The organism is Arthrobacter sp. MMS24-T111, assembly GCF_054888995.1.
Genome location: NZ_JBTZRO010000001.1, coordinates 81,506 through 94,912 on the forward strand (window position 1 = coordinate 81,506; position 13,407 = coordinate 94,912).

At 64.5% G+C, this 13,407-nt stretch carries 13 protein-coding genes; 7 read left to right on the forward strand and 6 right to left on the reverse strand.

From position 1 onward, the window contains the following. Positions 1–60: 60 nt before the first annotated feature. Positions 61–840 carry an isocitrate lyase/PEP mutase family protein gene (locus ACX5I6_RS00365; protein WP_461839072.1) on the forward strand — a complete coding sequence of 260 codons (780 nt, stop codon included), beginning with the start codon at positions 61–63 and terminating at the stop codon, positions 838–840. 47 nt (positions 841–887) lie between these two features. Next, complete coding sequence (locus ACX5I6_RS00370; RefSeq protein WP_461839073.1) at positions 888–1,691, forward strand: YqjF family protein; 804 nt, start codon at positions 888–890, stop codon at positions 1,689–1,691. A 28-nt stretch (positions 1,692–1,719) separates the two neighbouring features. On the opposite strand, the gene ACX5I6_RS00375 is transcribed toward ACX5I6_RS00370, so the two are convergent. Then, positions 1,720–4,152, reverse strand: a complete 2,433-nt coding sequence (locus ACX5I6_RS00375) for a Tex family protein (RefSeq protein ID WP_461841634.1) — start codon at positions 4,150–4,152, stop codon at positions 1,720–1,722. Between the two features lie 142 nt (positions 4,153–4,294). On the opposite strand from ACX5I6_RS00375, the gene ACX5I6_RS00380 reads away from it, so the two are divergent. Next, the gene (locus ACX5I6_RS00380; protein ID WP_285249225.1) at positions 4,295–4,612 is read left to right on the forward strand and encodes a hypothetical protein; all 318 of its coding nucleotides are present in this window, start codon (positions 4,295–4,297) and stop codon (positions 4,610–4,612) included. Positions 4,613–4,843: 231 nt separating this feature from the next. Here the strand turns inward: ACX5I6_RS00380 and ACX5I6_RS00385 are convergent, their stop codons facing one another. The 4 genes from ACX5I6_RS00385 to ACX5I6_RS00400 all read right to left on the reverse strand — a co-directional run bounded on the left by ACX5I6_RS00385 (position 4,844) and on the right by ACX5I6_RS00400 (position 9,568). Continuing rightward, positions 4,844–5,860, reverse strand: a complete 1,017-nt coding sequence (locus ACX5I6_RS00385; protein ID WP_461839074.1) for an alkene reductase — start codon at positions 5,858–5,860, stop codon at positions 4,844–4,846. 176 nt (positions 5,861–6,036) lie between these two features. After that, positions 6,037–6,822: a hypothetical protein gene (locus ACX5I6_RS00390; protein WP_461839075.1), complete on the reverse strand. Its 786-nt coding sequence runs from the start codon at positions 6,820–6,822 to the stop codon at positions 6,037–6,039. A 143-nt stretch (positions 6,823–6,965) separates the two neighbouring features. Continuing rightward, positions 6,966–7,496, reverse strand: coding sequence for a DUF6318 family protein (locus tag ACX5I6_RS00395; RefSeq protein ID WP_461839076.1), 531 nt, complete (start codon positions 7,494–7,496; stop codon positions 6,966–6,968). A 344-nt stretch (positions 7,497–7,840) separates the two neighbouring features. Beyond that, positions 7,841–9,568 carry a purine-cytosine permease family protein gene (locus ACX5I6_RS00400; protein WP_461839077.1) on the reverse strand — a complete coding sequence of 576 codons (1,728 nt, stop codon included), beginning with the start codon at positions 9,566–9,568 and terminating at the stop codon, positions 7,841–7,843. A gap of 217 nt (positions 9,569–9,785) precedes the next feature. Between ACX5I6_RS00400 and bioB the strand changes: the two genes are divergently transcribed. From bioB to ACX5I6_RS00420, 4 genes are read left to right on the forward strand one after another with little or no spacing between them, the layout of a single operon-like run. Beyond that, on the forward strand, positions 9,786–10,805 hold the full coding sequence (gene bioB / locus ACX5I6_RS00405; RefSeq protein WP_461839078.1) for a biotin synthase BioB: 1,020 nt from the start codon (positions 9,786–9,788) through the stop codon (positions 10,803–10,805). Further along, the gene (gene bsaP, locus ACX5I6_RS00410; protein ID WP_461839079.1) at positions 10,802–11,095 is read left to right on the forward strand and encodes a biotin synthase auxiliary protein BsaP; all 294 of its coding nucleotides are present in this window, start codon (positions 10,802–10,804) and stop codon (positions 11,093–11,095) included. Before bioB ends, bsaP begins: the two co-directional genes overlap by 4 nt. A gap of 51 nt (positions 11,096–11,146) precedes the next feature. Then, the gene (locus ACX5I6_RS00415) at positions 11,147–11,581 is read left to right on the forward strand and encodes a pyridoxamine 5'-phosphate oxidase family protein (RefSeq protein WP_461839080.1); all 435 of its coding nucleotides are present in this window, start codon (positions 11,147–11,149) and stop codon (positions 11,579–11,581) included. A gap of 18 nt (positions 11,582–11,599) precedes the next feature. Further along, positions 11,600–12,058, forward strand: coding sequence for a very short patch repair endonuclease (locus ACX5I6_RS00420; RefSeq protein WP_461839081.1), 459 nt, complete (start codon positions 11,600–11,602; stop codon positions 12,056–12,058). Between the two features lie 127 nt (positions 12,059–12,185). Here ACX5I6_RS00420 and ACX5I6_RS00425 read toward each other — a convergent pair whose 3' ends face one another. Next, a complete protein-coding gene (locus ACX5I6_RS00425) occupies positions 12,186–13,355 on the reverse strand; it encodes a glycoside hydrolase family 26 protein (RefSeq protein ID WP_461841635.1) in 1,170 nt (389 codons plus the stop codon). Between the last annotated feature and the right edge of the window lie 52 nt (positions 13,356–13,407).

Sequence of the window (13,407 nt, forward strand, 5' to 3'; positions counted from 1 at the left end):
AGAATACAGGTTTGCGCTACGCCCCGCCGTTACCCTTGCAACGTCCGTTAGGCTTCAGCCATGGCTGAAACTCTTCGCACCAAAGCGTCCGAACTGCTCCGACTCCATCAAGCCCCTGAGATCCTTCAAGTGGTCAACGTGTGGGATGCCATCACTGCCAAAGTCATCACGGATGTCCCGGGCACCACCGCCCTCGCCACGGCAAGCCACTCCATCGCGGCCTCGCTGGGCTATGAAGACGGCGAGAACATTCCCGTCGACGAGATGATCGCCGCCGTTGGCCGCATCGCCGCCGCCACGCACCTTCCCGTCAGTGCCGATCTGGAGTCCGGCTACGGCAACCCCGGGGAGACCACCCGCAAAGCCATTGGCGTCGGCATCGTCGGAGCAAACATCGAGGACCAGATGCGGCCGCTGGCCGATGCGGTCAACCAAATGTCGGAGGTGGTGCACGCGGCATCGACGGAAGGCATCGATTTCGTCCTCAACGCCCGGACCGACGCCTTCCTCAAGGGCAAGGACCGGGATGCCGGCGAGGTGCTGGCGGACGCCATCGCCCGCGGCAGGGCCTTCCTGGACGTGGGTGCCACCATGGTCTTCGTACCCGGGCTGCTGGATGAGCCGACGGTCACCGCGCTGGTGGAGGGCATTGGCTGGAACAAGGTCTCAGTCATCAACGTTCCCGGATCCCTTCCCCCGGCCCGGCTGCAGGAACTGGGGGTCGCCCGCATCTCCTACGGTCCGTGGACACAGCGCGTGGCACTGACCGCACTGGCTGACGCCGCGGCCGCGTTGCTCGCCGGCGGACAGCTTCCGGAGGGCACTCGTCCCTTGAACTAGCAGCGTCGAGTGTCCGCGGCCGTGCCCAGCGAAGGAGTCGATTGACTGTGACCGGAAGTGCAAGTGCGGCAGGGGTGTGGCCTCGGCCGCCGGAACTGCCCGCACCGGTGTTCTCCGACCAACGCTGGCTTGAGGCCGTCTTCCTTCACTGGCGCATCCCGGAGGCGGACGCAGCCGCGTTCATGCCTGCGGGAATCCGGCCGGACGTGTTCGACGGCAGTTCATGGGTGGGCTTGATCGGCTTTCGCATGGAGCAGGCGGCGCTTGGGCGCGGCCCCGGCATTCCGTACTTGGGCAGCTTCAACGAGGTGAACGTCCGGCTGTACTCCCGAGAGCCGGACGGGACCCGCGGAGTGGTGTTCCTGAGCTTGGATGCGAACCGGCTGCCGGTGGTCCTGGCCACACGGGCGGCTGGCATCCCCTACGTCTGGTCGCGTATCCGGCAACGTCCGCCCTTTCCGGACGCCAGGAGCCGAACACAGCATCCCGGCGGAGACGCTGCCGGGTCCACTGATGAATTTCCAGTCGGCTACACCGTGCGCCGGTTTGGCAGCACGGGAGCACGGAGCGACTTCGTGGTCGTCCCCAAGCTCCGGGAGCCGGCCTCTGATTCCCTGTCTGTCTTCCTGACCGCGAGGTTCGGGATGCACGGCCGCTTTCTGGGCCGCACCGCCTACGTGCCGAACACCCACCAGGCGTGGCCGCTCTTCCACGCGGAGGTGCGGCAGCTAACCGATGGACTGATTGGAGCTGCCGGGATCACTGTTGACGGGCCGCCGGATTCAGTGCTCTATTCGCCGGGAGTCCGGACCAGGTTCGGACGGCCGCGCATGATCGGTGGGCCCGGATAACAGCGTGTCCGGGCTCACCGCAAGGCTGCTAAGCCAGGCCGGCTTTCCGGAGCGCCTCGGCCATGGCCGTATTGCTGCCGGGCTGGGGTTTGGGAGCCGACCGGACAGAGCCGGGCGCTCCGGCCGCTTGCTTTGGCTGTTGGCGGTCGGGGCGGTCACCACGCTCGCCGCGGTCAGGTTTTCCGCCGCGCTCAGGCTTTCCGGTCCGCTCCGTCTTACCGGCGCCCGGGCCCCGCCCCGAAGCTGCCCCGCCGCCGGCCGGTTCGTCGTCGAGCCTTAGGGTCAGCGAAATCCGCTTCCGTTCCGGATCAGCCTCCAAGACTTTGACGCGCACCACTTGCCCGGACTTGACCACCTCGCGGGGGTCGGAGACGAACCGGTTGGCCAAGGCCGAAACGTGAACCAGTCCGTCCTGGTGCACTCCCACGTCCACGAACGCCCCGAACGCCGCAACGTTGGTCACCGTCCCTTCCAGGACCATGCCGGGCTTGAGGTCCGAGATCTTCTCGATCCCCTCCGAGAAGGTGGCTGCGGCGAAGGCGGGGCGTGGGTCCCGGCCGGGTTTATCCAGCTCGGCCAGGATGTCCTTGACCGTGGGGAGCCCGAAGGTATCGTCGACGAAGTTCCGGGGGTCCAGGGATGACGCGGGCGCCGACCCGGCGGCCACCAGAATCTTCCTCGCCACGGCGTACGATTCCGGGTGCACGCTTGAGGCGTCGAGCGGTTCCGCTCCCCCGGTGATCCGGAGGAAGCCGGCGCATTGCTCGAACGCCTTGGCGCCCAGCCGCGGGACTTTCTTCAGGTCGGTCCGCTTGGAGAAGGGCCCGTATTCATTGCGGTACGCCACGATGTTTTCACTCAGCAATGGTCCGACGCCGGCCACCCGGCTCAACAGCGCGGGTGAAGCTGTGTTAACGTCCACGCCCACGGCGTTCACGCAGTCCTCCACCACGGCGTCAAGGCTACGGTCCAGCTTGGACGCTGTCACGTCATGCTGGTACTGGCCCACGCCGATGGACTTGGGATCGATCTTGACGAGTTCGGCGAGTGGATCCTGCAGGCGCCGGGCAATGGACACGGCGCCGCGGAGCGAAACGTCCATCCCCGGGAGTTCGGCGGCTGCGAGCGCCGACGCTGAGTAGACCGAGGCGCCGGCTTCCGACACGACGAGCTTTTGTGGCTTTCGGTCCACGTCCGGCAGCAGCTTGATCAGTTCCGCGGCGAGCTTGTCCGTCTCGCGCGACGCGGTCCCGTTGCCGATCGCCACGAGTTCGACCGAGTGCCGGCGGGCCAAGTGCACCAGGGTGGTTAGGGCTTCGTCCCATTTTCGCGCCGGCGCGTGCGGGTACACCGTGTCCGTGGCGACCACTTTGCCGGTACCGTCCACCACGGCGACTTTCACTCCGGTCCGCAGCCCGGGGTCGAGTCCCAGGGTGGCACGGTTCCCGGCGGGCGCGGCCAGCAAGACGTCGCGCAGGTTGGCGGCGAACACCCGCACGGCTTCGTCCTCCGCAGCGGCGAACATCCGGCCCCGCAGGTCGGCGGTGAGCCGGGCAAGGACACGCGACCGCCATGCCACCTGGGCGGTTTGCAGCAACCAGGCGTCGGCGGGACGGCCGCGGTCGGCGACGCCGAGGAACCTGGCCACCGCGGACTCGTAGCGTGCCCTGGCGGCGGCCAGTGCGGCGTCGTCGGAGGGGTCGGCTTCGGCGAGATCCAGGTCCAGGATGCCGTCTTTCTCGCCGCGAAGCAGCGCCAGCACCCGGTGGGACGGCATCCGGTCCGGGGCCTGCGCAAATTCGAAGTAGTCAGCGAACTTCTGGCCCTCGGTTTCCTTGCCCTTTTTGACGCGGGACACCATCCGGCCCTGGCTCCACAGCCGGTCCCTCAGGGTGGCGGCAAGGTCTGGGTCCTGGGCCACCCGCTCCACCAGGATTGCCCTGGCACCGGTGAGCGCCGCGGCGGTATCGCCAATGGAGTGCTCACTGTTCAGGTACTTAGCGGCCTCCCGTTCAGGATGCAGGTCCGGGCGCTTCAGCAGCGCGTCCGCGAGCGGTTCCAGTCCGGCTTCCCGGGCAATCTGGGCCTTGGTCCGGCGCTTGGACTTGAACGGCAGGTAGATGTCCTCAAGCCGGGACTTGGTGTCCGCCGCCAGGATCGCCCTGCGGAGTTCCGGCGTCAACTGGCCTTGCGCCTCAACCGCTTCAAGCACCGTTCGACGCCGGTCCTCGAGTTCGCGGAGGTAGCGGAGGCGTTCGTCGAGGTCGCGAAGTTGGGTGTCGTCGAGCGTCCCCGTGGCTTCCTTGCGGTACCTGGCGATGAAGGGGACTGTCGACCCGGCGTCGAGCAGTCCTACCGCCGCCTTCACCTGCCAGGCCTTGACCCCCAGTTCATCGGCGATCTGGCCGTAGAGGGGGTCTTCGGCGGTCACGCTTGAGGAGGTGGAAGCGGGGGAAGGCACAGGCTGTTGGGTCACCAGAACATCTTGCCCTACCGGCCCGCATGGCTCCACCGCGGCCGGCACTGACCCTCAGGCGCCGGGGAAGCGAGTATTCCACTCGGGCCCGCAAAGTGCTGTAGTGGTCTTGCAGTCACTGGCACCCATGCTCGAGGAAGAGGCCACCATGCGGGAACTGCTTGTCGTGTTTCAGGAGGGGTTTGAGGAAGCCAACATCACCGTGACGGTCAACGGCAAAGTTGTGCGCAGGGATTTGGATGTTTCCACCAATCCGTTGCTGGGCATCGCCTCTGAAGTTTCGGTGGAGCTTCCGGCCAAGGGCGCCCAGGTGGGAGTTGAGGTCACCAACCGCGGGCTCAAGGCCATCACGAAGGTCAGCGGCAGGCCCAAAAGCGTGCTGGTTTCCATTGAGGACGGAAAGCTGCTGATGCGGGAAGGCACCGGCCGGGAGGCCGTGTTGTGAGCCGGATACCGGCTCACAAAGTGGCTCTGGTAGGAGTCCATTCGTTGGAGTATCATCTGATCACCGCCGGCTTCCGAGGGAGTCCGGCGGGCCACATAAATTCTCAGCCGGAGGCCGTCGGATGGCCTCGCGGCACTGCTGCCCGGGACCAGCACCCCTGACAGCCAACGACGGCGGCACCCACGCTGGGTGCCGCCGTCGTCGTTTGATTCGGGTTGGCCGAAGAAATGCCTAGCCTTGGTACACCGGGTAATCCGTGTAGCCGGTGGCGCCTTCTGCGTAGAAGGTGGACGGGTCCGGCTCGTTCAGCGGAAGGCTTTCCTTCCAGCGGCGGGCCAGGTCCGGGTTGGCGATGGCCGGGCGTCCCACCACCACGGCGTCCGCGTGGCCGTCGGCCACCAGGGTCACGGCTTCTTCCTTCGTGGTGATCACGCCGAAGCCGGTGTTGACCAGGAAGGGGCCGCCGAAGCGTTCGCGGAGGTCCTGGACCAGTTCTCCGGTGGGCTCGTGGTGCAGGATGCTCAGGTACGCCAGGTTGAGCGGCGCGAGGCTGTCCACAAGGACCTCATAGGTGTCACGGACATCCGCTGCATCCGTTTCGGAGATGCCCTGGACGTTGTGCTCGGGGGAAATGCGGAGGCCCACCCGGTTGGCGCCGAGGGCTGCCACCACGGCGTTGACGGTTTCGATGACGAAGCGGGCACGGTTCTCCGGTGATCCGCCATAGCTGTCAGTGCGGACGTTGGAGTTGGGGGCCAGGAATTCGTGCAGGAGGTAGCCGTTGGCCGAGTGCAGTTCCACGCCGTCGAAGCCTGCCTCGATGGCGTTCAGTGAGGCGTTGACGAATTCCTGGATGACCATGGGGAGTTCGTCGGTGGTCAGCGCGTGCGGCACGGGGTATGGCTTCTTGCCTTCGGGAGTGCGGACGACGCCGTCAATGGCCACCGCGCTGGGGGCGACAATTTCCAGGCCACCGGTGATGTCCGAATGGGATACCCGTCCGCCGTGCATGATCTGGGCGAACATGTGGCCGCCCTCGGCGTGGACGGCATCCGTTACCTTCTTCCAGCCGGCAACCTGTTCCTCGGTGACGATTCCGGGCTGGCCGGGGTATGCCTGGCCGGCGGGAGTGGGGTAGGTGCCCTCGCTGACGATGAGGCCCAGGGAAGCGCGCTGCCGGTAGTGTTCCGCCAGGAGCGGGCCCGGGACGCCCTTTTCGCCTGCACGGAGGCGGGTCAGGGGCGCCATCACCAGGCGGTTGGGAAGTTCGAGTTCGCCGAGGGTGAGGGGGAAAACAGCATGCGCAGTTCCTTTCGAAGGCTGGAGACGTACTGTCCATGCCAACTGTGGGGCGCGTGCAACTATTCCTTCTGAGACGGGGATCACATTCCTTGGACTTTGGACATTCGGGTCCGGGCGCGGGCTCAGCGCGGTGTCAGGGCTCCTGGGCAACCTTGGCCTTGGGGGTTGGCGTTGCAGTCGTCGGCGTAGTTGCGGGTGAGCGAACGCCAGACGCTGATGCCTTGCGGCGGGGCGTTGAACTGGCCCTGGCCGGGGATGGGCAGTGGTGGACCGGAATTCACCGAGTACGTGCCTTGGAAGGACGTTGTCAGCACCACCTGGAAATCACCGGTTGTGGCGTAGGCGTGGCTGGTCCGCGTCTTTTCTCCCCACCGGTCCTGCGGGAGGGGACCGCCCATAGACGGCTGAGGGCCGAACACAGTCCCGTCACCGTAGTTCCAGGTGTACTGGACGGGTGTTGCCACGACATGGACCTGCTGGCCGAACATGGTGATGTCGAACTGCTGCTCGACGGCTTCCGCGTAAAAATTGGTTTCGGCGCCACGCAAAGTGTTGGGGCTGGGCTGGGCCACGACGCTGCCCGCATTCACAGGCAAGTTCTGGAATTGCCGCTGGATGTCCGCAGCGATCCGTGGAAGGAGGTCCTCGGGTTTGGCGTCGTAAAGGCAGGTGGGGCCTGAGTGGTGTGCCCAGACCGCACCAGGAACACCGCGTGGCCGAGACAGCCACATGACCGGAATACCCTTGGCGCCGTCTTCCCTGTCCTTGCAGTCGAGCTGTCGGCCAAGGCAGGGCGTGTCGAAGTCCCCGCCGCCAAGGTGGCACTGCAACTCGTATTTGTACTCGTTGGGGTCAGAAACAACGGCGCCGGGTTCAGGCGGAACCATGTGACCTGTTGCTGGATCCATAGTCCAACCGTCAATATCAATGCCTACTTCACCAAAGTCAGCTTCAAGACCATCGTCCGCAAATACGGGAGAGACCGGCGCGCAGATGGCGCAAAACAAAATTGCCAATAAAACTACAAGACTTCGCGGCCCTGACTTGAGCATCAGCGTATCGGGTGCAGGTCGTTGACGCGCCAAGCGCCATCCACGTAATTGGCTAATAGTACGTTGCCGGTATTCGACCCATTGCTCGCGGCTCTGAATTCCTTGCCGCCAGTCTCGTAGTAGCTAATTGGAGACTGCAACACCTGCAATATGACCTGGAAGTTGCCATCGCTAGACCTCTCAAAAGATGTAGTGATGGCCGGAGTAGTGATTTTTCCGCCAGCCAACCATCGACCGCCTTGATAGTTGGTGGTTAGAGAAGCGGTGAGTTTCGAGCAGTATTCGCAGTTTCGGTCCGTGACTGACTGCAATCCGGAAACGTCCCCGGTCTGATAGGCGGAATTCAGCAGATCGAACCAGTACTTAGCAAACGCCTCGAGCCCTTCCTTCGTCTCCGTCTTCGCCACGTCAGGAAGCACGGGCACCGGGACGTTCTGGGCGGGACCGGATGCGTCGGCCGGCTTGTAGACGGCGCTCGGCGTCGGGGTTGGGGTGGCCGGGGCGCTTGGCGTTCCGCTCTCCGATGCCACCGGCGAGGCTGTGCCTGGATCTGCAGGTGATGAGCCCGCGCAGCCGGCCAGCAGGAGCGAGCCCGCAATCAGGAGGACTCCCGCGCTGGACCGCTGCCTACGGGACCAGAAAGCGCGCGACGTAAAGAGCTTCTGTAGTGTCATGGGCCGCTATTCCCCCAGTAGTTTCAAGACGGCTTGCTCCGAACAGTGACTTAAGGGTAGCCCAGGTCACAATATGGCGCTAAGACTTATCCACAGGCCAACGTCCTCGGTTTTACCACCAGCCGGCAGCACAGAAAAGTCACAAAGGAAGCCGGCGCCATCAGGCACCGGCTTCCTTCCCAAGAAATGAATGAACCCCGCTATTTCGTGGCCGGCAGCACCAGTTCGCCTGTCCTGTCGGTGGACAAGGCGAGCGACGAAACATACTGCGGGCCGCCGTCGGGGGCGTCCTGCGCCGAGCGCACCATGTCCGGCCGTTCGAATTCCATCCCGGTCACGTGGCACAGGAGCTTGGCGTCGCTGGGGTTGCCGTCGGCGTCGAACATGGGGAGCTCAATGCCGTCATCCGTGCGCCGCAGGTAGTACCTCCCCCGGGTGAGCACCGCGAGGACCGGAGGAAGGACCAGCGCCAACCCCACCGCAAAGATCGGCGAGTACGGCTGGATGGCGGCACCGAACGCCCCGAAGAACACCGCGATCGAAACACCGGCTGACACCAGCATGGACACGAATCCAACCGGGTTCACGGCGTACAGCATGCCGCGGCGGAACTCAGGCACCTTGGGCGAGATTTTGAGTAGGTACTTGTTGATGGCAATGTCGGAGGCCACCGTGACCACCCAGGCCATGGCGCAGTTGGCGTAGAACCCGAGGATGGTGTTCAGGAAGTCGAACATGTTCGCTTCCATCAGGACCAGGGCGATCAGCAGGTTCACCACCACGAACACCATCCGGCCCGGGTAGGTCTTGGTGATCCGGGTGAAGGAGTTGGTCCACGCCAGCGAGCCCGAGTAGGCGTTGGTCACGTTGATCTTGATCTGGGAGATGACCACCAGCACCACCGCCAGGGTCATGGCCAGCCAGGCCGGCATCATTTCCTGGTAGACGCCCAGGAACTGGTGAACCGGCTCGTTGGCCGTGGCCGAAGCGGCAGGGTCCAGCGTGGCGATCAGGTAGATGGCAATGAACAGCCCCACGATTTGCTTGATGGCACCGAAAATCACCCAGCCCGGACCGGCCAGGATGACAGCCCGCCACCAGGCTCCCCTGTTGGCGTCCGTACGCGGCGGCATGAACCGGAGGTAGTCGATCTGTTCAGCGATCTGCGCCATCAGCGACAGGCACACGCCCGCGGCAAGCATGACGGACGCCAGGTTGGGGCCGCCGTCTCCGGACGCTCCGGTGTACGCAAAGAAGCTGTCGATGCTCTCGGGGTGGGAGAAGAGCAGGTACCCCACCGGCACCACCATCAGGAGCAGCCAGAGCGGCGTGGTCCACACCTGCAGCTTGGCAAGGGTGTTCATCCCGTAAATGACCAGCGGAATGATGATGATGGTGGACGCGGCGTAGCCCATCCACTGCGGAATTCCGAGCCCCAGCTCCAGGCCTTGGGCCATGATGGAGCCTTCCAGCGCAAAGAAAATGAAGGTGAACGTCGCGAAGATGACGTTGGTGACCACGGACCCGTAATAGCCGAAACCGGAGCCACGGGTGATCAGGTCCAGGTCGATGTTGTAGCGGGCAGCGTAGTAGGCCAGCGGGAATCCAGTGGCGAAGATGACGACGGCGGCCACCAGAATCCCCAGGAGCGCGTTGACCGTTCCATAGGAAATGCCGATGTTGGCGCCGATCGAGAAGTCTGCAAGATACGCGATGCCGCCCAGCGCACTGGTGGCCACCACGCCGGCGCTCCACTTGCGGTAGGAGCGCGGCGCGAACCGCAGCGTGTAGTCTTCCAGGCTTTCCTTGGTGGCGTTGAGGGCGGCGGTGTTGCCCGCCGTCGTGGTCGCCGGAGGATGTCCGACGACGGCGGCCCCGGCGGGTGCCGCGGGTTCCAGCAACTGCTGGGTATCCAGGTCCTGGCTCATATACCTGTCTCTTTCGGTGGGAGGGGAACGTCTCGAAGCGACGCTATCCAGACGAAACGACAGGGCGGTCACGGAACTGTTTCAGCGGCGTTAAGTATTGACTGCAGGTGTCAACAAAGTCCGTGATCCCGCGTTGTATGCGGTCCACAAAAACGGGCGCCGCGCACCGAACTAGCGTCGGAAAGGAAAGGACCTGACGTCGAACCGAAGGACAGCAATGACGAATTCCCCTCCCTTCCAGGACCACTCCATTCTGGAAACGGCCAGGCGGCAGGTCCTTGAACAGGGCACCGGCCTCGCCCGGGAACAACTGCTGGAAGTCCTCCGCCTTCCTGACGAGGCACTCCCGGTACTCCTGGAACTGGCCCACCACGTCCGGTTAAGGCATTGCGGCGAAGACGTGGAAGTGGAAGGCATCATCTCCATCAAGACCGGAGGCTGCCCCGAGGACTGCCATTTCTGCAGCCAATCCGGGCTGTTCGATTCCCCGGTCCGCGGCGTGTGGCTGGACATACCGGAACTGGTCAAGGCCGCCAAGGAAACTGCAGCCACCGGCGCTACGGAATTCTGCATAGTGGCCGCGGTCCGAGGCCCCGACATCAAACTCATGAACCAGGTCAAGTTCGCCATCGACCGCATTAGGCAGGAAGTGGACATCAATATCGCCTGCTCCCTGGGCATGCTGACCCGCCGGCAGGTGGATCAGCTGGCCGGATGGGGCGTCCACCGCTACAACCACAACCTGGAAACCGCCCGCAGCTTCTTCCCGCAGGTGGTCACCACCCACACCTACGAGGAACGGCTGGAAACCTGCGCCATGGTCAAGGATGCGGGCATGGAGCTGTGCTGCGGGGCATTGATCGGGATGGGCGAAACCCTGGAGCAACGGGCCGAACTCGCCGCGGAACTGGCGTCCCTTGAACCGCATGAGGTTCCGCTCAATTTCCTCAACCCCAGGCCGGGTACACCGCTCCAGGACCAGCCGCTCATGAACGGCAAAGACGCCCTGCGCGCAATAGCGGCTTTCCGGCTGGCCATGCCCGGTACCGTGCTGCGCTACGCCGGCGGGCGCGAGCTCACCCTCGGCGACCTTGGTACCCGGGAAGGCCTCCTTGGCGGCATTAACGCCGTGATTGTCGGCAACTACCTGACCACCCTGGGACGCCCGGCCACTGCCGACCTGAACCTCCTGGTGGACCTGAACATGCCCATCAAGGAATTGCAGAAGACCCTGTGAGCACCCCGGACCTGGCCCCTTTGGCTGGGGCGCCCTACTGCGAACTCTGCGGACTTCCACTGCAGCCCCGTTCCCTGCAGGGGGACGCACCCAAGGAGGAGAACGCGCCCAAGGAGGAAAAGGAGGACGGCGGCGACGCACCGCCGTCGTACCACCACACCAGGTGCGCGGACCTCCTCCAGCTGGAGCCCCCGCGGTTCTGTGCATCCTGCGGCCGCAGGCTCATGGTCCAGGTTTCCCCGCTGGGCTGGTGGGCCAGCTGCTCCCGGCACGGTTTGTACGCTTCGTAAAGGGGACTCCGGACTCTGGTGCGTTTCCAGCCGGACGAGAACAATGGCGGCATGATGTTTGAACATGCAGACGGCAATCCCGTCCTGGAACTCGACGATGAGCAGTCCTGGCGGCTTCTGGCCGCCACGCAACATGGCCGGCTGGTGGTTTCCGTTGCGGGCGAACCCGATATTTTTCCGGTGAATTACGTGACGTCGAACCGGAAGGTCTATCTCCGCACGGCGCCAGGGAACAAATTGGCGCAATTGACCATCAATGCCCGGGTCCTTTTTGAGACCGATGGCATCCTGTCCGCGGAGGCGTGGTCCGTGGTGCTGCGGGGCACGGCGCGCGTGCTGAGCAACTCGGACGAGCTGGCCGCCATTGAAGAACTCGGCCTGAAAACCTGGGTCCCCACACTCAAGGACTTCTATGTGGAGATCACCCCCTCCACCCTTAGCGGGCGGCACTTCGTCTTTGGCGAACAGCCGGAGCGCGAGATCTAGCACTCCTAGACTGGAAAGATGCCGGGCACCTCCAGCGCAACCGAACCCACCGCGGACAAGCTCTCCCCAGAGCGGCGCAGCTGGAACATGTCCCGGATCCGCGGCAAGGACACCAAACCGGAGTTGCTGGTGCGCCGGCTCCTGCACGCCAAGGGCTACAGGTACCGCCTGCACGGCACATCCCGCGGCACCAAGCTCCCGGGCAATCCGGACCTGGTTTTCGCCGGGCGCCACAAAGTGATCTTTGTCCATGGCTGCTTCTGGCATTTCCATGACTGCCGGGTGGGTCAGCATGCACCCAAGGCCAATGCCGACTTCTGGGAGGCAAAACGCACCCGCACCCGTGAACGCGACGCCGATCAACTCCGCCGACTGGAAAGCGACGGTTGGAAGGTGTTGACCGTCTGGGAGTGCGAAATGAAGGACCGTTCAGCCCTCGAAGCCCACCTGCTGCAGTTCCTCGATCCACGCCCCTGAGACCGCAATCTTGAGGCAATCTTTCGCGGTTTCCGCCGCCGTCCTTGATCCGGGCAGGACAAGATCATTGGGTTGCCGGGACACGGCAACCCGCAAACCGTTGTTCCGGAGCAGTGCCCCCTATCCCCTAGCTTCTCCGGGCCAACAAGGCTGACTTGAACGCGGTGGCCGACGACGCGCTGCTGTTGATGCGCCAGTCGGTTTCCTTCTGCATGTGGAACCAGACGAAGCCCATGACGTCAGGCTGCGCGGCCAGGTAGGACACCAGGTCCGTGTTCCACGTCGCCTTGGAACCGCCCAGCTCGCTGGAGGCGGTCTCGGCAATCAGGACCGGTTTCCCCGGGGCGAGGGAACGGAGCTGGGAGATGCCCGGGGCAAATAGGTCCACCGGTGAAACCCAGCTGCTCCACGTTTGCGAGGTGCCCCAGTTGTAGCCGTCCAGGGCCACGATGTCGGCGTATCCCGCGCCCGGGTACAAACCTGCCAGGTCCGTGGACCCCCAGTAGGGCACGTTGGGCGACCACACCCACTGGACGTTGACGGCACCCGTGGCGGCGACGACGTCGTGCACATGCCGCCAGGCGGCCACGTAGTCGCCGGACTGGTTGCCGTTGACTCCCTCAGCCCACGGGTACCAGTTGCCGTTCATTTCATGGGCGAAACGCAACATCACCGGTTTGCCCCACGCGGCGAGTGACTGGCCCCACTGGGTGATTGTCGCGTCGAAATCGCCGGCGGCCACCCGGTCCAAAGCGTAGGCAGGCTGGTTCACGCCACCACCCCACGCCCACGGTTCCCAGGTAACCAACGGGGTGGCACCCCGGGAGCGGGCGGCGTCCATCTCAGCCACCGGAGGCGCCTGGAGGAAATCCTTGTAGATCATCAGGATGGACGGACTTTCCCCGGCAAGGGTGGCTACCTCGTCCAACTCGCTGCTGGCCAACGGCCCTCCGGGGTTGGCCACACCGAAGCGGAGGGCCGCACTGCTGACGGTGGGAGGGGCCGGGGCAGGCGCCGACTGCACCACGAACGTGGCGGATGCCTTGACGGACGAGGTCTTGGCGGTGATGGTGATGCTTCCGGTGGACGCGGCAGGAATGGTGATGCCGGTATTGAACGCACCTGTGGAGCTGGTCTGGAACGCGAAAGTCGCCGAACCCACAATCACCGTCCCGGTGGTGGAGGCCTTGAACCCGGTTCCAGCCACCGTCACTGCCGAACCGGCCGGACCGGACGCCGGGTTGAGTGTGATTTGCGGCGAGGCGGCCGCGCTGGCTGGTTGGACCACGGACAACACCAATCCGGAGGCCACCAACAAAGCAAGGACAAAGGTCTTCAGTAAACGAAAC

What these genes read in the sequence shown, in the direction of transcription:
- ACX5I6_RS00400 (WP_461839077.1), bottom strand. Translation starts at nt 9,568, where the DNA reads ATGAGCCAGGACCTGGATACCCAGCAGTTGCTGGAACCCGCGGCACCC.
- ACX5I6_RS00365 (WP_461839072.1), top strand. Translation starts at nt 61, where the DNA reads ATGGCTGAAACTCTTCGCACCAAAGCGTCCGAACTGCTCCGACTCCAT.
- ACX5I6_RS00420 (WP_461839081.1), top strand. Translation starts at nt 11,600, where the DNA reads ATGCCGGGCACCTCCAGCGCAACCGAACCCACCGCGGACAAGCTCTCC.
- bioB (WP_461839078.1), top strand. Translation starts at nt 9,786, where the DNA reads ATGACGAATTCCCCTCCCTTCCAGGACCACTCCATTCTGGAAACGGCC.
- ACX5I6_RS00385 (WP_461839074.1), bottom strand. Translation starts at nt 5,860, where the DNA reads ATGGCGCCCCTGACCCGCCTCCGTGCAGGCGAAAAGGGCGTCCCGGGC.
- ACX5I6_RS00380 (WP_285249225.1), top strand. Translation starts at nt 4,295, where the DNA reads ATGCTCGAGGAAGAGGCCACCATGCGGGAACTGCTTGTCGTGTTTCAG.
- ACX5I6_RS00415 (WP_461839080.1), top strand. Translation starts at nt 11,147, where the DNA reads ATGATGTTTGAACATGCAGACGGCAATCCCGTCCTGGAACTCGACGAT.
- ACX5I6_RS00390 (WP_461839075.1), bottom strand. Translation starts at nt 6,822, where the DNA reads ATGGATCCAGCAACAGGTCACATGGTTCCGCCTGAACCCGGCGCCGTT.